Raw genomic sequence first — 18,603 nt, forward strand, 5'->3', positions numbered from 1 at the left:
GTGCGCTTCGCGATGCCAAGTCACCCTGATCATTGCGGAGATCCCATGAACCTCAGCGTGCTCGGCGACCTGAACTGGCCGGCCGTCGTCGTCGCCACGATCGCGTACTTCGCGCTGGGCATGGTGTGGTACGCGGAGTACGCCTTCGGCAGGGCCTACCAGCGCTCGTCCGGCCAGGACCTGAGCCCACCGGAGAGACCGGGCGCGGTCGTCTACGCGATCCCGCTGCTGACGTGCTTCGTCATCACGCTCACGACGGCGATGGTCGGCCGCGCGTCGCACACCGACACCATCATGGAAGGCCTGCTGCTCGGGCTCGTCGTCGGCATCGGCATCGCGTTGCCCGTCCGGTTCGTCACGGGTGCCTACGACATGACGAAGCCCGCCCCGATCACCTTCGCGGCCATCGGGGCGGGCTACCACATCGTCGGTCTCACGCTCGCGGGCGCGATCCTCGGTCAGTGGACCTAAATACGCGCTGCCTTGTGCAGTTCACGCAACGCGCGCACGGACGACACGGCGTACTCGCGGTCCGTCGCCTGCACCGCCATGATCGAGACGTACTCGTCGTCCGGGAGCTCCAGGCGGGCCCACGCGGCGCCGTCCGGGAAGCTGACCGACAGCACGTCGTTCCAGTCGTAGTGGTGTGACGTCACGACGTTGCGCACGTCGACACCCGACGCGTCGGCGGTGACGCGCGGACGGGTCAGCAGCAGCACACCGCCCGCCAGCAGGAAGCCCAGGAAGATCATGGCGACCTGGTCGGAGGTCCGGAAGATCACACCGGTCGGGGTGTCGCCCAGCAGCACGCCGACGACCGTGAACACCGCGACGAGACCGACCGCGCACGCCCACGCGACTCGGCGGATCTTCTTGGGACGCAGGACGATCCGTTCCGCGGTCATCATTCGAAACCTCGCTCGGTCCAGGGCTGGCGCAGGCCGCGCAGCACCAGCGCCGTGTCGATCGCGGCGACGGTCGCCTCGTACCCCTTGTCCTCCACCGAGTCCGGCAGGCCCGCACGGGCCAGGGCCTGCTCCTCGGTGTTCGTCGTCAGCACGCCGTTGCCGACGGGCGTCGACTCGTCCAGCGCGACGCGCGTGAGCCCGTCGGTCACCGAGTCGCACACGTACTCGAAGTGCGGGGTGCCGCCGCGGATGACCACGCCCAGCGCGACCACCGCGTCGTGGTGACGCGCGAGTTCCTGCACCACGACGGGAAGCTCGATCGCTCCCGCCACGCGCACGACCGTCGTGTCGACGCATCCCGCGTCCTCGGCGGCCTTGAGGGCGCGCTCGACGAGCTGGTCGGTGATCTTGGTGTGCCAGCGCGTCGCCGCGATGGCGACGCTCAGGCCCTTGCCGTCGAGCTTCGTCTGCTCTGGACGGCCCTCGCCGCTCATTCCTGGTCCTCCGTAGCGGAAACAACGGCCTCGTACTGCTCGAGCTGAGTCAGTTCGTGGCCCATCCGGTCACGCTTGGTGCGCAGGTACCGCAGGTTCTCCGGGTTCGGGGAGATCGGCAGCGGCACCCGGTCGAGCACGCGCAGACCGTATCCGGCCTCCAGTCCGACGCGCTTGGCCGGGTTGTTCGTCAGCAGCCGCATGGACTTGATGCCGAGGTCCACGAGGATCTGCGCGCCCGTGCCGTAGTCGCGCGCGTCGGCGGGCAGGCCCTGCACGAGGTTCGCGTCCACGGTGTCCGCGCCCTGGTCCTGCAGCTGGTACGCCTGCAGCTTGTGCATCAGGCCGATGCCGCGGCCCTCGTGACCGCGCATGTACAGCACGACACCACGGCCTTGTGCCGCAACGGCTTCCAGCGCCGCGTCGAGCTGCGGGCCGCAGTCGCAGCGCAGCGAGCCGAGCACGTCACCGGTGAGGCACTCGGAGTGCACGCGCACCAGCACGTCCTCGCCGTCGCCGATGTCGCCGTAGACCATCGCGACGTGCTCGATGCCGTCGAGCAGGCTGTCGTAGCCGAACGCGGTGAACACGCCGTGCGCGGTCGGGATGCGGGCCTCGGCGGCGCGTTCGACCTGGGTCTCGACCCGGCGGCGGTACGCGATGAGGTCGGCGATCGTGATCAGCGCGAGGTCGTGGTCGGCCGCGAAGACCTCCAGCTCGTCGCGGCGGGCCATGTCGCCCTCGTCCTTCTGCGACACGATCTCGCAGAGCACACCGGCGGGCGAGAGCCCGGCCAGGCGCGACAGGTCGACGGCGGCCTCGGTGTGCCCGGGACGACGCAGCACGCCACCGGCCTTGGCGCGCAACGGCACCACGTGGCCGGGGCGGTTGAAGTCGCTGGCCTTCGCGGTCGGATCGGCGAGCAACCGGATGGTGCGGGCGCGGTCCGCGGCCGAGATGCCGGTGCTGACGCCCTCGCGCGCGTCGACCGTCACGGTGTACGCGGTGCCGCGCGCGTCCTGGTTCGTGTGGAACATCGGCGGCAGGTCGAGTCGCTCGCAGTCGGCCTCGGTCAGCGGCACGCAGATGTACCCGGACGTGTAGCGGACCATGAACGCGATCAGCTCGGGCGTCGCCTTCTCGGCGGCGAAGATCAGGTCGCCCTCGTTCTCGCGGTCCTCGTCGTCCACGACGACCACGGGACGACCGGCGGCGATGTCCTTGATCGCGCGCTCGATCTCAGCGAAGTCGGTGCTCACTGGGCCTCCTCGCCCGCGATGGCCCGCAGGTGCGGGATCGCCAGTCGTTCAACGTACTTCGCCAGCACGTCGACCTCCAGGTTCACCGGGTCGCCGGGCTTGCGGTGCCCGAGCGTGGTGAGTTCGAGGGTGGTCGGGATCAGGCTGACGGTGAACTGGTCCTCGGAGACGGTCACGACCGTCAGCGAGACCCCGTCGACCGTGATGGAGCCCTTCTCCACGACGTAGCGGGCGAGGGTCGGAGGGAGTCCGATGTGGACCATCTCCCAGTGCTCGGCCTTCTCCCGCGCGAGGATCGAGCCCGTGCCGTCGACGTGGCCCTGCACGATGTGGCCACCGAGGCGCTGGCCGACGGCGGCCGCGCGCTCCAGGTTGACCCGGTCGCCCTCGGCGAGCTTCGCGAGGCTGCTGCGGTTGAGGGTCTCGCGCATCACGTCGGCGGTGAACGCGCCGTCCTCGACGTCCACGACGGTGAGGCAGACGCCGTTCACCGCGATGGAGTCGCCGTGCTTGGCGTCGCTGGTCACGATCGGCCCCGCGATGCGGATCCGCGCCGCGTCCGGCAGGTCCTCCGTCGCTACGACGTGGCCGAGTTCCTCGACGATCCCGGTGAACACCGCTCCTCCTAAGTTTGCGGAACCGCGCTGATCCGCAAGTCCGGTCCGCTCATGGTGAACTCTTCCACGGTCAACCGGACAGCGTCCGTGATGGTCGACACGCCCGCGTCCAGCACCGCCGCGGGACCTGCCCCGAGCAGCGCGGGCGCGACGTAGGCGAGCACGCGGTCGACCCGGCCCGCCCGCCAGAACGCACCGGCGAGCGTCGGACCGCCTTCCAGCAGCACGTCGACCACCCCCTGCTCCGCGAGAGCGCCCAGCACGACGTCCGGTTCGTGCGTGCGAAGGTGTAGCGCGGTGTGCTGGAGCTTCGCTCCAACCGGCAGGTCGCTCATGCCCACGACCACCGGCAACGGCTGGCGGGCCAGCGGCATTCCTGCGGCGTCCCTGGCGGTCAGCGCCGGGTCGTCCAGCCGGACCGTGTTCGTGCCGACGACGATCGCGTCGAGCTTCGCGCGCAGGGCGTGGACCTCCTCGCGGGAGACTTCTGAGCTGATCCACCTGCTGGTGCCGTCCTGCGCGGCGATGCGGCCGTCCAGAGAGGCCGCGTACTTCCACGTGACGTGCGGACGGCCCGTGCGCGCGTAGTGCAGCCACGCCCTGAGAGGGCCCCGGCTGACTTCTTGCGCGAGGAGACCGCTCTCGACCGTGATTCCAGCTCGTTCGAGCAGGTCAGCGCCGCCCGAGGCCCTCGGGTTGGGGTCGCTGACGGCATGGATGACGTGCTTGATGCCCGCCTCGACGAGCGCTTCGGCGCACGGCGGTGTGCGGCCGTAGTGCGCGCACGGCTCCAGGGTGACCACGGCCGTGCCGCCCTGTGCTTTCGTGCCCGCTTCTTTGAGAGCCATGACCTCGGCGTGCGGACCACCGACGGGCTGGGTGCCGCCGAACCCGACCGCCTCGCCGTTCTCGTCCAGGACCACGCAGCCGACCGGTGGGTTGGGGCTGGTGGTGCCCCGCACCCGTTCGCTCTCCGCGATGGCGAGCGCCATCGCGTCCTCGGGAGTCACCTCGCCCCGGCTGCCTGGGCGCGCAGCGCTTCGACGGCCTTGCCGGGGTCGGCGGCGTCGTACACCGCGGAGCCCGCGACGAAGCAGTCCACCCCGGCCTGCGCGGCCTGTTCGATCGTGTCGGCGTTGATGCCGCCGTCGATCTCCACCAGCAGCTTGAGGTGCCCGGTGTCGACGAGGTGGCGGGCCTGGCGGACCTTGTCCAGCACGTCCGCCATGAAGCTCTGGCCGCCGAAGCCGGGCTCCACCGACATCACCAGCAGCGTGTCGTAGTGCTTGAGCACCTCGACGTACGGCTCCAGCGGGGTGCCGGGCTTGATGCTCAGGCCGGCCTTGCTGCCCGCCGCCTTGAGGTTCTTGGCCAGCGCGACCGGGTCGTTCGCCGCCTCGACGTGCACGGTGACGTTGTAGGCGCCCGCCTCCGCGTAGCCGATGGCCCAGCGGTCCGGGTCCTCGATCATCAGGTGGCAGTCGATCGGGATGTCGGTCACCTTGAGCAGCGACTTCACCACCGGCAGGCCGAGCGTCAGGTTCGGCACGAAGTGGTTGTCCATGACGTCGACGTGGATCCAGTCCGACGTGGGCACCGCGGCGAGCTCGTCGGCGAGGCGCGCGAAGTCGGCGGACAGGATGCTAGGGGCGATCATCGGCGTGTGGACCACAAGGGTGAAGTCTAGGTGTCCAGCAGGTCGAGCAGCCTGCCGGGAGGCTCGTCTGAGACCACCACGACACCCGCCTCGGTGAGCGTCGTGACGTGCGTCTCCCACATCGGGTGACGGCGCTTGTCCGCGTTGGCCTGGGGCAGGACGACGACCTTGCAGCCCTCGACGCCCATCGCCTCGTTCAGCGCGGTCAGGGCCTGGTTGTCGCCGATGCCCAGGGCCAGCTTGGCCACGGAGTTCGCGCTGGCGGGGGCGAAGATGAACGCGTCGGGCGTCCGGTAGGGCTTGGGCTGGCCCGGCATCCTCGGCTCCCAGCGGATCGGGAGGTCGGTGAGGGCTTGGAGCTTCTCCAACTCCCCCGCCTCCTCGAACCACGGGGCCACGGCCGGCGTGAAGGTGATGGCGAGCTGCCAGCCCCTGTCCCTGGCCGGCTGCGCCAGTTCGGTGCGGAACCAGCTTTCGACGCCGCCGCAGCCGCTTGCGACCAGTCCGAGCAGCCCACGTGTCATGTGGACGATCCTAGGCAGGTCGTGGTGGCGGCCCGGCGAGCGCCGCCAGGCGGTCCGCGACGACGTCCGGGGGCAGCCGGGTGTCGATCTCGACGGTGGCCGACGCGCGCAGCAACGGCTCGACCTCGCGGGTGTCCGCGATGATCCGTTCGCGGTCCTCCTCCGTGCCGCCGAACGGGTTGGTCGTCCTGGTGGCGACGCGGTCGAGGAGGGTGGCGATCGGTGCGCTGAGCAGCACGACCTCGTCGAACCTGGCGCGGAACCCCGCCTGGTTGACCACCGTGCCGGCGAGGAACAGCGGCTCTCCCGACCGTTCGTGCCCGGCGATCAGGGCGTCGACCAGGTCCTCGCGCCACCGCGGTTCGCCGGTGCGGTCGATCCAGTCGCCGTAGTCGGTGTCCACGGTGCGATATCCCCGCTGTGCCAGCGCTTCCAGCGCCGTCGACTTCCCCGCGCCGGACATGCCGGTCACCAGGACGACGGGCATCGCGCACCCCCTGCCGTCATCCGAACCAGTGAACTCCGGAGCCGTTGCGGCCCTTCGCGCGCCGACGGGGCCCTTCGCTGTCGGACCCCGTCGCTAGCGTCCTTCCCGAGCGCTCACACAGGGCGTCGCAGCACCGCGCAGAACATCGCGTCGGTGCCGTGCAGGTGGGGCCAGAGCTGGACGTGCGGGCCTTCCCCGAGGTCCGGAACTCCCGGGAAGAACTCCCGCGTGTCCAGCAGTTCGGCTCCCGTCCGCCGCGCGACGTCCGTCACCACCCCGACGGTCTCCGAGAGATGAGGTGAACACACGACATAAGCCACGACGCCGCCAGGACGCACCAGTCGCAACGCCTCGGTGAGCAGCTCCCGCTGCAGCTTCGTGAGCGTGCCGACGTCGGCGGGCTGGCGCCTCCACCGCGCCTCCGGGCGCCTGCGCAGGGCACCGAGACCGGTGCAGGGCGCGTCGACCAGCACGCGGTCGAACGCCCCTTCCAGGAAGTCGGTCTCGCGGCCGTCGGCCACCTCCACGGTGACCGGCAGACCGGAGGTGATCTTGCGCACGAGCTCGGCGCGGTGGGGCGCCTTCTCGACGGCGATCAGCTCGCCGCCTTCGAGGCCGACCAGTGCGGCCAGCAGGGCGGCCTTGCCGCCGGGGCCGGCGCAGAGGTCCAGCCAGCGGTCATCGGTACCCCCGTCGTCACCGCCCAGGAGCGGCGCGCGCGTCAGGGCCAACGCACACAGCTGACTGCCCTCGTCCTGCACGTTGGCGAGGCGCTCCCGGACGGGTTCGAGATCGCCCGGGTCGCCCGCACCCGCCTCCAGGTGCACGCCGTACGGCGAGTACGGCGCCACGTCACCGCCGGTGATGGCGGCGAGCTCGTCGGAGCTCACCTCGCCGGGCCGTGCGACCAGGTGCACGGCCGGGCGGGCGTCGTCGGCCTCGAGGGCCAGCTTCAACGGCTCCTCGCGGCTGCCGAGGGCCTCCGCGAACGCCTGCGCGATCCAGCGCGGGTGGGCGTGGGTGAAGGCCAGGTTGCCGATCGGATCGGTGTCCGGGTCGGGGGCCAGCTCGTCGACCCAGGCGGCCTCGTCCTGCTCCGCCACCCGGCGCAGGACGGCGTTCACGAAGCCGGCGATGCCGGACCCGAGCTCGGCCCGCACGAGGTCGACGGTCGAGGCGACCGCGGCGTGGGACGGAATCCGGGTGCGCAGCAGCTGATACGCACCCAGCCGCAACGCGTCGAGCGCCGAGCCGTCCACTTCGGACAGCGGCCGGTCCGAGCACGCCTCGATGACGGCGTCGAGCAGCCCTTGGGCTCGCGCCGCGCCGTAGGTCAGTTCGGTGGCCAGCGCCGCATCACGGCCAGTGATGCGACGTTCGCGGAGCATCTGCGGCAACACCAGGTTCGCGTACGCGTCACGCTGCCGCACGGCGCGCAGGGTCTCCAGCGCGGCAAGGCGGGCCGGGTCCTCCACGGGTGGCCTGGAGGGCCCGGTGCGCCGGCGCGGCGGGTGCGGCCTGCTCGGACGGGACGGCTTGGAAGCGCCTCGCGAGTGGTTGGTCATGCGGTGTACTCCACTGTCTCGGGCTCCCCTGCGGCGCCACGGGTCACGCACGCCGCCTTCCTGTCCTGCCGCTCACGCGCGACGCACCGCACGTCCATGCCCCAGCGCTCACTCGCCACGGCCGCGTCCTGACGCCTGCGGCCAACACGCACCACGTCCTGCGGCTCTCGGGCACCGCGCAACGCCTCCGCGCCTCGCCACCCACGCACCACGTCCGCACACCGCAGCACTCGACCACCACGCGTGGCGCCCGCACCCCGCCCGCGGGCAACGCCCGCAGGCCCCAGGCAGACGCCCGTCATGCGATGCGCTCCCCTGCTTCGATCCGCGTGCCGCGTGCCCAGTCGGTGGCGGCCATGCGCTTCTTGCCCTGCGCCTGGACCTCGCCGAGGGCCACGGCGGTGGTCGCGGTGCCGACGAGCACGCGCTTGCGCTCGACGAGCACCTCGCCCGCCGGCAGCGTCACGTCGGTCACGGGCGTCACGGGGCCGAGCTTGAGGCGCTCGCCGCGGAACTCGGCCCACGCGCCGGGTTCCGGCGTCACGGCTCGCGCCAGGCGGTCGACGGCCGTGGCGGGGGCGGTGAAGTCGAGGCGCGCGTCCTCGACGGTGATCTTGGCGGCGTAGGTGACGCCGTCGGCGGGCTGTTCGACGGCACGCAGGGTGCCGTCCTCGATGCCGTCCACAGTGGACAGCAGGAGGTCTGCGCCCGAGACGGACAGCCGGGTCAGCAGGTCGCCGGAGGTGTCGCGCTCGCGCACCTTCTCGGTCACCACGCCGAACACCGGGCCCGCGTCGAGCTCCTTGACGATGCGGAACGTCGAGGCGCCCGTGATGTCGTCGCCGTTGCGCACGGAGGCCTGCACCGGCGCGGCGCCGCGCCATGCGGGCAGCACGGAGAAGTGGAGGTTGACCCAGCCGTGCTTCGGGACGTCGAGGGTGCGCTGCGGGAGCAGGTTGCCGTAGGCGACGACCGGGCAGAGGTCGGGCTCCAGCGCGCGCAGGCGCTCCAGGAACTCGGGGTCTCCCGCCTTGGCGGGCGTGAGGACCTCGATGCCGTGCTCGTCGGCGAGCGCGCCGACCGGGGAGCGCTCGAGCCTGCGGCCGCGGCCGGAGGGTGCGTCGGGGCGGGTGACCACGGCGACGACGTCGTGGCGGGAGGAGTCGATGAAGGCGCGCAGCGAGGGCAGTGCGACCTCGGGCGTACCGGCGAACACGAGTCGCATGGTCAGCTGGACCTGCCGAAGAGTGGGTGCGGGCTCTGCTTCAAGGTGGGGACCGTACCGTCGAACCACTCGGCCTGCCGGATTTCCCGCATGGCCTTCTTGCGGGTCTCGGCGTCGAGGCGGTCGAGGAACATCACGCCGTCGAGGTGGTCCGACTCGTGCTGGATGCAGCGGGCCAGCGTCTCGGTGCCCTCGACCTCGACGGGCTCACCGTGCATGTTCCAGCCCTTGGCCACGACGTGCAGGTGGCGCTTGCAGTCCCACGACATGCCGGGGATGGAGAGGCAGCCCTCGGAGCCGTCCTGCATCTCCTCGCCGACGACGTCCCACGTCGGGTTGACGAGGTGGCCGGCGAAACCGTCGCAGTGGTAGGTGAACACCCGCAGTCCGACACCGAGCTGGGGCGCGGCGAGGCCCGCTCCGCCCGCGTTCTGCATCGTGTCCCACAGGTCCTTGACCAGGGTGCGCAGTTCCTTGTCGAAGTCGACGACCTCGGTGGCCGCGGTGCGCAGCACGGGGTCGCCGAACAGGCGGATGGGTTGGACGGTCACGCAGTGCTCCTCGTGTGGACTGGGAGCCAGTCTACGAGGAGCGCGGTCAGTGCTCGGACGCGCTGCCGAGGAAGATCACGCCCACCAGCGCCACGACGAAGTGGCCGGTGAAGCGCAGCGCGGTCAGCACGGGACGCAGCAGCGCGTGGAGGTCGAAGTGGGCAACCGGGGCGCTGGAGGCGGTAGTCGTCGTCATGGCGTCCACTGTGCCGTTCGCGCAGGTCAGCGCACATCGTCTCGCGGTATCGAGACGTCATCAGCCCGAGGTAGGAAGATCGGGTGCTCCACTCGGCCGGAAGGCGGACACCTCCAGGTCATGAGGCTGATGCGACCGATCCGGGAGGCGCGGCGCACACCCGGCCGCGTGAGGTACCGGAGGCGGGTTCGAGTGATCATGGGTCCATGACCTGGACGGCACCCGAAGTCGACATCACCGATGAACCGTTCCTCGGGCCGGAACGCCCGATGCTGGAAGCGTGGCTCGACCGCCACCGGGCCACCTTCCTCCAGAACTGCGCGGGGCTCACCGGCGAGCAGCTCGCCGAGGCGTCCGCGCCACCGTCGAACCTCACCCTGCTGGGCCTGATCCGCCACCTCGCCGACGTCGAGCGGATGTGGTTCCGCGTCCGCCTGGCGGGTCAGGACGTCAAGCCGCGGTACAGCGCGCCGGGCACCCAGGACGGCGCCTTCGAGGACCTGGACCCGGCCCGCGCCGAGACCGAGTACGCGGACCTCGTCGCCGAGATGGCGCAGGCCCGCGTGGCGGCCGCCACGCGGGACCTCGACGACACCTTCGTGCACGCGCGGTGGGGCGAGATGTCGGTGCGCTGGCTGTACGTCCACCTGATCGAGGAGTACGCGCAGCACAACGGGCACGCCGACCTCCTCCGCGAACGCATCGACGGCCGCACGAACAACTAGCCGCCCGCGGGGTCGCCGGACGTCGCCGCTCCCGGACCGGGTGCTCAGTGCATGCCGTCGATCACGCGGACGATGTGCCGGGGGTTGAGGGTGACCGGGTTCCCGGGCTTCTCGATCCCCATCGGAAGGGTGATCAGGCCGCCCGCCTTCAGGGCGTCGTCGACCTGCCGGACGAGCTCGGGGAAATCGACGAGAACGCGGTACTTGCTGCCGTCCGTCATCTCGAGCATGTTCCACGCCATTTCGAGCCTCACTTCACGAGCCGACTGCGCCGCCCGCAGTGGGGATCGAGCCGGTGTCGCGCTTCGTTACGAGTTCGTTCAGGCGAGAGCGCGGCATTCGGCCCGAATTCCATCTCGGACCGAAACGGCGGCGGAATGGAAAAGGACGGGCCGCCGGGCGCCCGTCCTTTTCCCGCTTTCGGAGTCGGTGGCTCAGCCGACCTTCACCACGCGGGCCGCACCACCTCCGCGGCGCGTCGGCTCGGCGACCGCGCGCCAGCGGCCGTCCTTGGTGCGTTCGACGGCCGTGGCGGCGCCGATCTCGGCGTTCTGGCTGAACCTGTGCCCGATGGCCTGCAGGCCCGCGGTGGTCGAGGCGGCGATGAACGCCGCTTCGGCCGGGGTGGTGGCGGCGTTGCGCTGCGAGGCGCGCGGGGCCGCCACGGCGTCGAGCAGGGACAGCTTGCGGTCCAGGCGCCCGGTGAGGATCTGGGTGACCGTGGTGAGGATGGTGGCGCCGCCCGGTGATCCGACGGCGAGCACGACCTTGCCGTGGTCGAGGACGATCGTCGGGGCCATGGACGAGCGCGGGCGCTTGCCGGGGCCGGGGAGGTTCGGGTGCGGGACGGCCGGGTTCGGGGCGACGAACTCGAAGTCGGTGAGCTCGTTGTTGAGCAGGAAGCCCCGGTTCGGCACGACGATGCCGCTGCCGCCCTCCGCCTCGATGGTGAGGGTGTAGGCGACGACGTTGCCCCAGCGGTCGGCGGTGGTCAGGTGCGTGGTGCGTTCGGCGTCCTCGCGCTGCGCCGAGGTCCCGGCGGTGGCCTCGCAGGCCTTCGGGTCGCGCGGGTCGGCGGCGGGCTGTGGGGCGGGCAGCACGGCGTCGGGCTTGATCAGGCACGCGCGGCTGTCGGCGAACTTCTGCGAGAGCAGCCCCTCGGTCGGCACGCGGGAGAAGGCCGGGTCGCCGACCCAGCGCAGGCGGTCGGCGAAGGCGAGCTTGGTCGACTCGATGAAGCGGTGCAGGTACTCGACGTCGGAGGCCTTCGAGAGGTCGGTCGACTCGAGGATGTTGAGCGCCTCGCCGACGGTCGTGCCGCCGGACGACGGCGCCGCCATGCCGTAGACGTCGAGACCGCGGTAGCGGGTGTGCGTCGGGTCGCGGCGTTCGACCTGGTAGCGGGTGAGGTCGGACAGCTGCAGGTCGCCGGAGCGGACGTTGCGGGTGGAGCCGGGCACGACCGGGGGCTTGCGGACCGCGTCGACGAGGTCGCGGCCGACCGCGCCGCCGTAGAGCGACGCGAGCTCGGTGCGGGCGAGCTCGCGGTAGGTGTCGGCGAGCTGCGGGTTGCGGAACGTGCTGCCGACCGCGGGCGGCTGGCCGCCGGGCAGGTAGAGGTCGCGGGTCGAGGTGAAGTCGGCGAAGCGGGCGGCGTTGTTCGTGATCTGCGTGTTGAAAGTCTGGTCGACGACGAAACCGCGCCGCGCCAACGCTTCCGCGGGCGCCATGGCCTCGCGCAGGTTGAGCGTGCCCCACTTGCGCAACGCCTGCTGCCACGTCCTGGGCGTGCCGGGGACGCCGACGGACTTGCCGCTGGTCATGGCCTCGGCGAACGGGATCGGCTGGCCGTTCTCCACGAAGAGCTGGTCGGTCGCGGAACGCGGCGCGGTCTCCCGGCCGTCCAAAGTGGACACGCGACCGGTGCGGGCGTCGTAGTGGACGAAGAACCCGCCGCCGCCGATGCCCGCGCTGAACGGGTCGGTCACGCCGAGCGCGGCGGCGGTGGCGACGGCGGCGTCGACGGCGTTGCCACCGCGGCGGAGCACGTCGATGCCGATCTGGGACGCGTCGGGGTCGACGCTCGAGACGGCGCCTCCCCAGCCCACCTGTTCGGGGACGCGGGGCGGTGGTTCCGCCGCGCCTGCCGGAGCAGGAGCGACCATCACGACGGAGAGTGTCAACGCAGCGACCGTTCGCAACATGCGGAAACTTCTACTCCGTTGTGACCGGATGGCAACACCCCTTGAGGAAGGCCTAAGGTGCGGACGTGTCGATCGATCTTGACCAGTTGCGAACCGATTTCACGAACACCCCGCTCGACGAGGCCGACCGTGAGGAGGCGCTGCACCTGCTGCTGCGCGAACGCCGCGAGGGCGACGCCGACCTGCTACGCCACCTCCTCGCCGAGGAGACCGCCGCGCACCAGGAGGGCTGGGGCGTGCGCGAGGCGTTGGTGCTCGCCGCCCTGTTGCTCGCCGAGTGCGGGCGCGAGGACGACGTCTGGACGCTGTGGGAGGCCAAGAACGCCTCCTTCGACACCATGGCGGGCCTCGACGGCTTCCTGTTGTTCCCGGCGGGCATCGCGGGCACGACGGCGCACGTCATCGCGAACGAGGAGCACCCCGAGCGCAACGAGCTCATGACCTACATGAGCGAGTACCTCGAGTACGAGAAACTCACCGACGAGGACATCCGCGAGAACGTCGCGGGCCTGCGCTCCCACTTCGAGAACTGACTACAGGACCTCCAGCGGGTCGAGCTTGATCCGCACCAGCTCCTGCTCCTTGCGCGCCGTCCGCACGGCCTGCGCCTCGGCCAGCACGGCGGCCAGCTGACGGCCTTCGGCGCGCGCGACCCGCACCAGGGCGCGTTCCTTCGTCTCGTCGTCGCCCAGCGGCACCGGCCCGAGGATCTCGCCGGTGGGCGGCAGCCGGAGCTCGTCGAGCATGGCGTTCACCGCGTCCGGGGTGCCGTCGACGGTCGCCATCCTGACCGCCGGCGGGAACCCGAGCTCGGTGCGCGCGGCGAGTTCGGTGGCGGCGTGCCACACCGGGTCCCAGCGGACGAGCGCCTGCACCGGCGTCAGGCCGGAGTCCGCGATCACGACCACGCGCCCGTTGCCCGGCCGCACCAGCCCCGCGGCCGTCATCCACCGCCGCAGCGCCTCCTCGGAGGCCCGCAGGTCGGCGCGCCCCAGCAACGCCCACCCGTCGAGCAGCAGCACCGCCCCGTAGCCGCCCTCGGCCACGGGTTCGGCGCCCGGCGTGGCGACCACGAGCGCGGGCTTGCCCGGCACCTTCGTCAGCACCTCGTCCGCGCCGCTGGTCCGCACCGGATACCCGGGAAACGCCCGCCCGAGCTCCTCGGCCGTGCGCCGCGCCCCGATGATCTGCCCGCGCAGCTTGCGCGACCCGCACGTGGGACACCGGAACCCGGCCTCCGTGGCGGCGCACCACCGGCAGTACGCGGGCTTCGGCAGCCCGTCCTCGGTCCCACCCGGCAACGCCAGCGGCCCCGCACACCGGCGGCACCGCGCGGGCCCGCGGCACTGACCACACGCGAGCGACGGCACGTACCCGCGCCGCGGCACCTGGATGAGCACCGGCGAGTCGGCGAGGGCGAACCGGGCGGCGTCGAACGCGATGGACGGCAACCGGGCGGTGCGCGCGGCCGGGTCCTTGACGTCCTGCCACTCGTTGTCGCCCACCGACACCACCCGCGGCGCCACGGACCTCAGCGTCTCCCGCGACGCGACGATCTCGTGCGCCCACCCGGTCTCGACCAGCAGCTGCGCCTCGGCCGTGCGCGCGAACCCACCGATGAGCAACGCGGCACCCGTCATGTGCGCGCGTTGCACCAACACGTCACGCACGTTCGGATACGGCGACCGCTGCTCGACGTGCAGGTCGTCCCCGTCGTCCCACACGACGAGGAGCCCGGGGTCCCGGACGGGCGCGAACGCCGTGGCGCGCGTGCCGACCACCACCCGCGCCACCCCCCGCCGCACGGCCAGCCAGCGCTTGTAGCGCTCCGACGGCCCGAGATCGGCCGACAGGGTCACCACGCCTTCGATGAGCCTGCCGCACGCCTCGGCGACGCGGGCCAGGTCGCGGTGGTCGGGCACCACGATGGCGACGCCGCGCCCGGACGACGCGACCGCGGCGGCGGCCTCGGCCAGGCGGGCGGGCCAGTCCTCGGAGGGCAGGGCCTGCCAGACGGCGTGGGCGGGGCGGCCCTCGCGGAGGGCTTCGAGGTACTTGGGGCCGCGGGGGTAGCGGGACCAGGCGTCGGCGGGGACGGGGGGCAGTTGTGAGCGGGGAGGCGCGGGAAGGGGGGCCGGGTCGGCGGCAGGAACGTCAGCGGCAGGAACGTCGGCGGCTGCGAGGTCCGGAGTGGCGGCGAGGCCCGGAGTGGCGGAAGCCAGGGTGATGGGGGCGGCGTCGTGGGGAGTGGATGGCGGGGTCGCGGGGTGAGGGGTGGCAGGGACGGCTCCGGAGGCGGGAGCAGGCTCGGCGCCGTCAGGGGCCGGCTCGGTGCCGTCGTCGGCGGCCGCCTCGGAGGTCGAGGCCGAGTCCGCGGCCAGGGCGGGGGCGGAGGTCGAAGTGGGCTCGGCAGCGACCTCGAGGTCGGCCGTTTTCGCCACCCACGCCGGGAGTTGCGGGAGCGGGGGTGGTTCCGGGGACGCCGCCGCCTCCGCCCGCGCGTGGCGGGGTGGGATGGCCAGGCGCAGCACGTCGATCATGCCGCCCGCGTACCTGTCGGCGATCGCGCGGGCCAGGGCGGCGATCTCCGGTGCCAGCACCGGTTCCGGGGAGACGACCTTCTCGATGAAGGCGAGTTTCTTGCCGTACTCCGACTTCTCGGTGCGCTCCAGGAGGTAGCCGTCGACCAGCTGGCCCGCGAAGCGCACGCGCACGCGGCAGCCCGGGACGGCGGTGTCGTCCAGTTCGGACGGAACCGCGTAGTCGAAGGGGCGGTCCAGGTGGGCCAGGGGGACGTCGACCACGATCCGGGCGACCGGTAGCGACTCCGCGGGGACCCGCTCCCCTTTTCTCGCTCCGGTCTTCGCGCTCATGCCTCCTGGTGTATCAGACAGCCCCGACAGTCACGCGTTGCGCCTCACCAAACCGGTGAAGCCCGCCACGAACAGGGTCGCGAACGCCCAGGCCAGGATCTGCAGCAGCCACGTCGCGCCCAGGACGAACTGGCCGGTGGGCGCGGCCGTGTCGACGGTGCAGCGGGCGGCGTCGACCTTCACCAGCGGCGTCGCCACGTTGAGGGCGTAGCCGACCTGCTCCACGACCGAACACCGGACGGCGCCGGAGGTCAGCACGAGCCCCACCGACACGGTGAGCACGCCGGCCAGCCACACGAGGGCGAGTCCCGGGCGGTAGCCGTGGCCCACGGTCACGCCGCGGACCAGGTGCCAGACGCGTCCCCAGCGGGAGAGCTGGCCGCGGCGGCGCAGATCACGTTGCTGGGCAACGCGGATGCGCCGCACGTCGCGCTCGTGGCCCGCGGCCTGGTGCGCCTGGGCGAGCTGGGCCCACGGCTGGGCGGAATAGCGGAGCGTGCGCGTCGAGAGCAACGACAGCCATTCGTCCACAGTGGCGTCCCGCGGCAGGCCCTCGTAGGTGAGGCCTTCGAGCTGCACGTCGCCGTCGATGCCCGCGAACGGCATGAGCAGGTCCTTGCCCACGCGCACGTGGCGCAGGTCGAGCGCGACGCCGGACGAGAAGCGGCCCTGGCGGAGGATGATCTGCCCGTCGATCCGGGTGCCGCGCAGGCGCACCGCCGCGTGCCTGCCGCCGCCGGAGACGTCGCAGCCCTCGTTCAGGAAGATGCCGTCGCCGACCTGCAGGTCGACGAGGGTCAGGCCGGCCTCGAAGCGCCCACCGCCGCACATCAGCACGCCGGCGATCCGCGACCCGCTCAGCGTCACGGCTCCCTCGGCGTGGAAGCCCTCGTCCAGGTAGACGCTGCCGCCGATGCGCATGTGCAGCGCGTCGACCGACTCACCCGCGCCGAGCCGTGCGCCGCTCAGCCGCAGGTGGTGGTCCACGGCCAGACCGCGGGCCTCGACGGACGGCGCGACGAGTCCCCGCAGGTCCAGCAGCGAGAACTGCGCCCTGCTCAGCAGCACCGGTCGTGCGGTGGTGCAGTCGCGCAGCACCAAAGGCTTCTTCGCGACGACGTCGGACAGGTCGAGCTGACCCGTGATCGTCGCGCCGGTCAGCACCAGGCCGCTGGGGTCCAGCGACTCGTGGTCGACCATCCGCTTCCGGATCTCATCCCCCGTGATCTCCACGGGGCAGACGTTAGCCTGAGATCGACTCGCGGCCGTTCTCGATGTGACCGCACAGACGGCGGCGGAACTTCGGCTCCTCCTCCACCGTGACAGTGAGGTCGTACCAGCCGGAGTTCATGACGGTCAGCCACGGGATCACGTGCCGATGTCCTGGCCTCACGACGTAACGACGCCGCTCCAGCACGAACGTCAGACGCGTCGATCCGCTGTTCTCGAACGTCAACGTCAGCACACGGCTGTATCCGCGCACCGACGACGAGACGCGCGCACGGTCGGAGGACGTCCCGGCGAACTCACGGCGGAAACCGTTGGGGCCCAGCAACACGAGGTCGTGGTCACCCGCGATCTCGACGGACTCCGACGAGGAGACGTCGAAGTGCTGCGGCAGCGCGAACTGGCCCGAGTACGGGTACAGCGCGAAGTGCACGGACGCCGATCCGGAGTTCGACATCTCCAACGTCGAGCCGCGCAGCGACGCGTCCGGCTGGTACGGAAGGGGGCGCGCACGCCGCCGTCCGGGCTCCTGCTCCGGCATCTTCTGCTCGGACGGGGGCGCGGGACGCCAGCGCGGCGTCGCGGGCGGCACCGCGGCGGGCTCGCCGACCTCGGGCCACGTCCGGCGCCGCTCGAAGTCGAACGTCGACGTCAGGTCACCGGCCACGATCCGGCGCCACGCGGAGATCTCCTCCGAACGGACGCCCGTCCACGTCTCGAGGAACCGCGTCATCGACGTGTGGTCGAACACCTGCGAGTTCACGTAACCGCCGACGGACCACGGCGAGACGACGGTCATCGGTACGCGCGCGCCGAGCCCCAACGGCCGGTCGCCCACGTACTCGTCGGTCACGGACAACGGCGGGCGCGGCGGCGGCACGTGGTCGAAGAAGCCGTCGTTCTCGTCGTAGGTGATGAACAGGACCGTCGACTCCCACACCTCCTGGTTCGACGCCAGCGCGTCCAGCACCTGGTAGGTGATCGAGGCGGACGCGGCGGGCGACGACGCGCCGGGGTGTTCGGAGTCCACAGAGGACGGAACCAGGTACGACACGGCCGGCAACCGCCCCGCGGTGACGTCCGCGCGGAACTCCTCCCCCAGCCCGCCGGGCTTCACGCGGTGCAGTCCTCGCGAGTACAGCGACTTCTCAGCGGCGGTGAGCTTCGAGAGGTCGAGCGAGCCGATCAACGCCGGGTCGCCGGTGCCGTACAGCTTGTCGAGCGACTTGAACCCCGCCGGCAGCACCTTGCGCGCGATCTCCTTGAACCGCAGGAAGAACTCCAGGTTGTTGTCCTGGAAGTTGTCCCACTCCTGGTAGACCCGCCACGACTTCCCCGCCGCCTCGAGGCGTTCCGGGTACGTCTTCCACGTGTAGCCGGCGTGGGTGTCCTCGCTGTAGGCGGCGTTGCCGGTCGCACGGCCGCCGGAGGGTTCGAAACCGGTGTAGCCGGAGACCCAGTAGTTCCGGTTCGGTGACGTCGAGGACGGCACCGAGCAGTGGTAGGCGTCGCACAGCGTGAAGGTGTCCGCGAGCTCGTGGTGGAACGGGATGTCCTGCCGCGTGTAGAACGCCATCGTCGCGGCGGTCTTCGCCGGCACCCAGTTGTCGTTCCACCCGCCGCGCAACGCCGCGTGCCCGCCGTTCCAGCTGTGGTCCAGGTCACCGATGTACTGGATGTCGCGCCCCGACGCCGCCTCACGTACCGGGAACGGCAGCACGCCCGACTGGTCGAACACACCCTTCAACGCGTTGCGGTCGGAGAACCCACGCACGCCACGGAGTGTGCCGTAGTAGTGGTCGAATGAACGGTTCTCCTGCATCAACAGCACGACGTGCTTGATCGCGCGCAAGCCTCCCGCACGGGGCTCACGGGCCAACGCGGCGTACACCGACGGCGGCAGCAGCGTGCCCGCACCGGCTGCGGCGACGGCAGCCATGAACCCACGACGAGAGAGCGACATGATCCCAGTTTGTAGTCGCAGCACATGGCCAGGAACCGACTCTCGTATGAACAACGTCCGCCGGTCTGCGGTTAGCGTTCGGGCAACGCCCGGTTGCGACTCTTCTGCCCGTTGGCAAGACACGGAAG

General features: G+C 71.5%; 21 protein-coding genes. 3 read left to right on the forward strand and 18 right to left on the reverse strand.

What is annotated here, in order from left to right:
• Positions 1 to 45: 45 nt before the first annotated feature.
• A complete protein-coding gene (locus BMY74_RS08665; RefSeq protein ID WP_177229635.1) occupies positions 46 to 471 on the forward strand; it encodes a DUF1761 domain-containing protein in 426 nt (141 codons plus the stop codon).
• On the opposite strand, the gene BMY74_RS08670 is transcribed toward BMY74_RS08665, so the two are convergent.
• From BMY74_RS08670 to BMY74_RS44895, 13 genes are all read right to left on the reverse strand, one after another.
• Complete coding sequence (locus tag BMY74_RS08670) at positions 468 to 908, reverse strand: PH domain-containing protein (RefSeq protein ID WP_371927725.1); 441 nt, start codon at positions 906 to 908, stop codon at positions 468 to 470. The two genes, BMY74_RS08665 and BMY74_RS08670, sit on opposite strands and share 4 nt — an antisense overlap.
• Positions 905 to 1,402, reverse strand: coding sequence for a 6,7-dimethyl-8-ribityllumazine synthase (ribH, locus tag BMY74_RS08675; protein ID WP_089912266.1), 498 nt, complete (start codon positions 1,400 to 1,402; stop codon positions 905 to 907). The genes BMY74_RS08670 and ribH overlap by 4 nt, the downstream gene beginning before the upstream one ends.
• The gene (locus tag BMY74_RS08680) at positions 1,399 to 2,661 is read right to left on the reverse strand and encodes a bifunctional 3,4-dihydroxy-2-butanone-4-phosphate synthase/GTP cyclohydrolase II (protein ID WP_089912269.1); all 1,263 of its coding nucleotides are present in this window, start codon (positions 2,659 to 2,661) and stop codon (positions 1,399 to 1,401) included. Before BMY74_RS08680 ends, ribH begins: the two co-directional genes overlap by 4 nt.
• Entirely contained in the window at positions 2,658 to 3,278 is a 621-nt protein-coding gene (locus BMY74_RS08685; protein ID WP_089912272.1) for a riboflavin synthase, read from the reverse strand. The genes BMY74_RS08680 and BMY74_RS08685 overlap by 4 nt, the downstream gene beginning before the upstream one ends.
• An 8-nt stretch (positions 3,279 to 3,286) precedes the next feature.
• Positions 3,287 to 4,270 carry a bifunctional diaminohydroxyphosphoribosylaminopyrimidine deaminase/5-amino-6-(5-phosphoribosylamino)uracil reductase RibD gene (ribD, locus tag BMY74_RS08690; RefSeq protein WP_089912711.1) on the reverse strand — a complete coding sequence of 328 codons (984 nt, stop codon included), beginning with the start codon at positions 4,268 to 4,270 and terminating at the stop codon, positions 3,287 to 3,289.
• A gap of 14 nt (positions 4,271 to 4,284) precedes the next feature.
• Positions 4,285 to 4,935, reverse strand: coding sequence for a ribulose-phosphate 3-epimerase (gene rpe, locus BMY74_RS08695; RefSeq protein WP_177229636.1), 651 nt, complete (start codon positions 4,933 to 4,935; stop codon positions 4,285 to 4,287).
• 26 nt (positions 4,936 to 4,961) lie between these two features.
• A complete protein-coding gene (locus BMY74_RS08700; RefSeq protein WP_089912277.1) occupies positions 4,962 to 5,459 on the reverse strand; it encodes a flavoprotein in 498 nt (165 codons plus the stop codon).
• A 10-nt stretch (positions 5,460 to 5,469) separates the two neighbouring features.
• Complete coding sequence (locus tag BMY74_RS08705; RefSeq protein WP_089912280.1) at positions 5,470 to 5,946, reverse strand: shikimate kinase; 477 nt, start codon at positions 5,944 to 5,946, stop codon at positions 5,470 to 5,472.
• A gap of 113 nt (positions 5,947 to 6,059) precedes the next feature.
• On the reverse strand, positions 6,060 to 7,511 hold the full coding sequence (locus BMY74_RS08710; RefSeq protein ID WP_089912283.1) for an RsmB/NOP family class I SAM-dependent RNA methyltransferase: 1,452 nt from the start codon (positions 7,509 to 7,511) through the stop codon (positions 6,060 to 6,062).
• Entirely contained in the window at positions 7,508 to 7,813 is a 306-nt protein-coding gene (locus tag BMY74_RS08715) for a hypothetical protein (RefSeq protein WP_143091492.1), read from the reverse strand. The genes BMY74_RS08710 and BMY74_RS08715 overlap by 4 nt, the downstream gene beginning before the upstream one ends.
• The gene (fmt, locus tag BMY74_RS08720; protein ID WP_089912289.1) at positions 7,810 to 8,736 is read right to left on the reverse strand and encodes a methionyl-tRNA formyltransferase; all 927 of its coding nucleotides are present in this window, start codon (positions 8,734 to 8,736) and stop codon (positions 7,810 to 7,812) included. Before fmt ends, BMY74_RS08715 begins: the two co-directional genes overlap by 4 nt.
• Before the next feature lie 2 nt (positions 8,737 to 8,738).
• Positions 8,739 to 9,287 (reverse strand): peptide deformylase, encoded by a 549-nt coding sequence (gene def / locus BMY74_RS08725; RefSeq protein WP_089912292.1) that lies wholly within the window; start codon positions 9,285 to 9,287, stop codon positions 8,739 to 8,741.
• A 46-nt stretch (positions 9,288 to 9,333) separates the two neighbouring features.
• Positions 9,334 to 9,483: a hypothetical protein gene (locus BMY74_RS44895; RefSeq protein WP_177229637.1), complete on the reverse strand. Its 150-nt coding sequence runs from the start codon at positions 9,481 to 9,483 to the stop codon at positions 9,334 to 9,336.
• A 206-nt stretch (positions 9,484 to 9,689) separates the two neighbouring features.
• Here BMY74_RS44895 and BMY74_RS08730 point away from each other — a divergent pair, with 206 nt between their 5' ends.
• Entirely contained in the window at positions 9,690 to 10,208 is a 519-nt protein-coding gene (locus BMY74_RS08730; RefSeq protein WP_089912295.1) for a DinB family protein, read from the forward strand.
• Positions 10,209 to 10,252: 44 nt separating this feature from the next.
• Here BMY74_RS08730 and BMY74_RS08735 read toward each other — a convergent pair whose 3' ends face one another.
• Together BMY74_RS08735 and ggt are read right to left on the reverse strand one after the other, a co-directional pair.
• Complete coding sequence (locus BMY74_RS08735) at positions 10,253 to 10,462, reverse strand: hypothetical protein (protein WP_143091493.1); 210 nt, start codon at positions 10,460 to 10,462, stop codon at positions 10,253 to 10,255.
• Between the two features lie 180 nt (positions 10,463 to 10,642).
• Positions 10,643 to 12,412, reverse strand: coding sequence for a gamma-glutamyltransferase (gene ggt / locus BMY74_RS08740; protein WP_089912300.1), 1,770 nt, complete (start codon positions 12,410 to 12,412; stop codon positions 10,643 to 10,645).
• A gap of 65 nt (positions 12,413 to 12,477) precedes the next feature.
• On the opposite strand from ggt, the gene BMY74_RS08745 reads away from it, so the two are divergent.
• The gene (locus tag BMY74_RS08745; protein WP_089912303.1) at positions 12,478 to 12,945 is read left to right on the forward strand and encodes a hypothetical protein; all 468 of its coding nucleotides are present in this window, start codon (positions 12,478 to 12,480) and stop codon (positions 12,943 to 12,945) included.
• On the opposite strand, the gene BMY74_RS08750 is transcribed toward BMY74_RS08745, so the two are convergent.
• Genes BMY74_RS08750 through BMY74_RS08760 form a run of 3 tightly spaced genes read right to left on the reverse strand, consistent with a single transcriptional unit; the run spans position 12,946 to position 18,475 of the window.
• Positions 12,946 to 15,285 carry a primosomal protein N' family DNA-binding protein gene (locus BMY74_RS08750; RefSeq protein ID WP_089912306.1) on the reverse strand — a complete coding sequence of 780 codons (2,340 nt, stop codon included), beginning with the start codon at positions 15,283 to 15,285 and terminating at the stop codon, positions 12,946 to 12,948.
• 30 nt (positions 15,286 to 15,315) lie between these two features.
• Positions 15,316 to 16,518 (reverse strand): hypothetical protein, encoded by a 1,203-nt coding sequence (locus BMY74_RS08755; protein WP_089912308.1) that lies wholly within the window; start codon positions 16,516 to 16,518, stop codon positions 15,316 to 15,318.
• A 10-nt stretch (positions 16,519 to 16,528) separates the two neighbouring features.
• Positions 16,529 to 18,475: a phosphocholine-specific phospholipase C gene (locus BMY74_RS08760; RefSeq protein WP_089912311.1), complete on the reverse strand. Its 1,947-nt coding sequence runs from the start codon at positions 18,473 to 18,475 to the stop codon at positions 16,529 to 16,531.
• Between the last annotated feature and the right edge of the window lie 128 nt (positions 18,476 to 18,603).

Origin of the sequence: Lentzea albida (assembly GCF_900111005.1) — a bacterium.
GTDB classification, from domain to species: domain Bacteria; phylum Actinomycetota; class Actinomycetes; order Mycobacteriales; family Pseudonocardiaceae; genus Lentzea; species Lentzea albida.

What these genes read in the sequence shown, in the direction of transcription:
- BMY74_RS08700 (WP_089912277.1), bottom strand. Translation starts at nt 5,459, where the DNA reads ATGACACGTGGGCTGCTCGGACTGGTCGCAAGCGGCTGCGGCGGCGTC.
- ggt (WP_089912300.1), bottom strand. Translation starts at nt 12,412, where the DNA reads ATGTTGCGAACGGTCGCTGCGTTGACACTCTCCGTCGTGATGGTCGCT.
- BMY74_RS08705 (WP_089912280.1), bottom strand. Translation starts at nt 5,946, where the DNA reads ATGCCCGTCGTCCTGGTGACCGGCATGTCCGGCGCGGGGAAGTCGACG.
- ribH (WP_089912266.1), bottom strand. Translation starts at nt 1,402, where the DNA reads ATGAGCGGCGAGGGCCGTCCAGAGCAGACGAAGCTCGACGGCAAGGGC.
- BMY74_RS08710 (WP_089912283.1), bottom strand. Translation starts at nt 7,511, where the DNA reads ATGACCAACCACTCGCGAGGCGCTTCCAAGCCGTCCCGTCCGAGCAGG.
- fmt (WP_089912289.1), bottom strand. Translation starts at nt 8,736, where the DNA reads ATGCGACTCGTGTTCGCCGGTACGCCCGAGGTCGCACTGCCCTCGCTG.
- BMY74_RS08760 (WP_089912311.1), bottom strand. Translation starts at nt 18,475, where the DNA reads ATGTCGCTCTCTCGTCGTGGGTTCATGGCTGCCGTCGCCGCAGCCGGT.
- BMY74_RS44895 (WP_177229637.1), bottom strand. Translation starts at nt 9,483, where the DNA reads ATGACGACGACTACCGCCTCCAGCGCCCCGGTTGCCCACTTCGACCTC.
- rpe (WP_177229636.1), bottom strand. Translation starts at nt 4,935, where the DNA reads ATGATCGCCCCTAGCATCCTGTCCGCCGACTTCGCGCGCCTCGCCGAC.
- ribD (WP_089912711.1), bottom strand. Translation starts at nt 4,270, where the DNA reads ATGGCGCTCGCCATCGCGGAGAGCGAACGGGTGCGGGGCACCACCAGC.
- BMY74_RS08730 (WP_089912295.1), top strand. Translation starts at nt 9,690, where the DNA reads ATGACCTGGACGGCACCCGAAGTCGACATCACCGATGAACCGTTCCTC.
- BMY74_RS08715 (WP_143091492.1), bottom strand. Translation starts at nt 7,813, where the DNA reads ATGACGGGCGTCTGCCTGGGGCCTGCGGGCGTTGCCCGCGGGCGGGGT.
- BMY74_RS08665 (WP_177229635.1), top strand. Translation starts at nt 46, where the DNA reads ATGAACCTCAGCGTGCTCGGCGACCTGAACTGGCCGGCCGTCGTCGTC.
- BMY74_RS08670 (WP_371927725.1), bottom strand. Translation starts at nt 908, where the DNA reads ATGATGACCGCGGAACGGATCGTCCTGCGTCCCAAGAAGATCCGCCGA.
- BMY74_RS08750 (WP_089912306.1), bottom strand. Translation starts at nt 15,285, where the DNA reads ATGAGCGCGAAGACCGGAGCGAGAAAAGGGGAGCGGGTCCCCGCGGAG.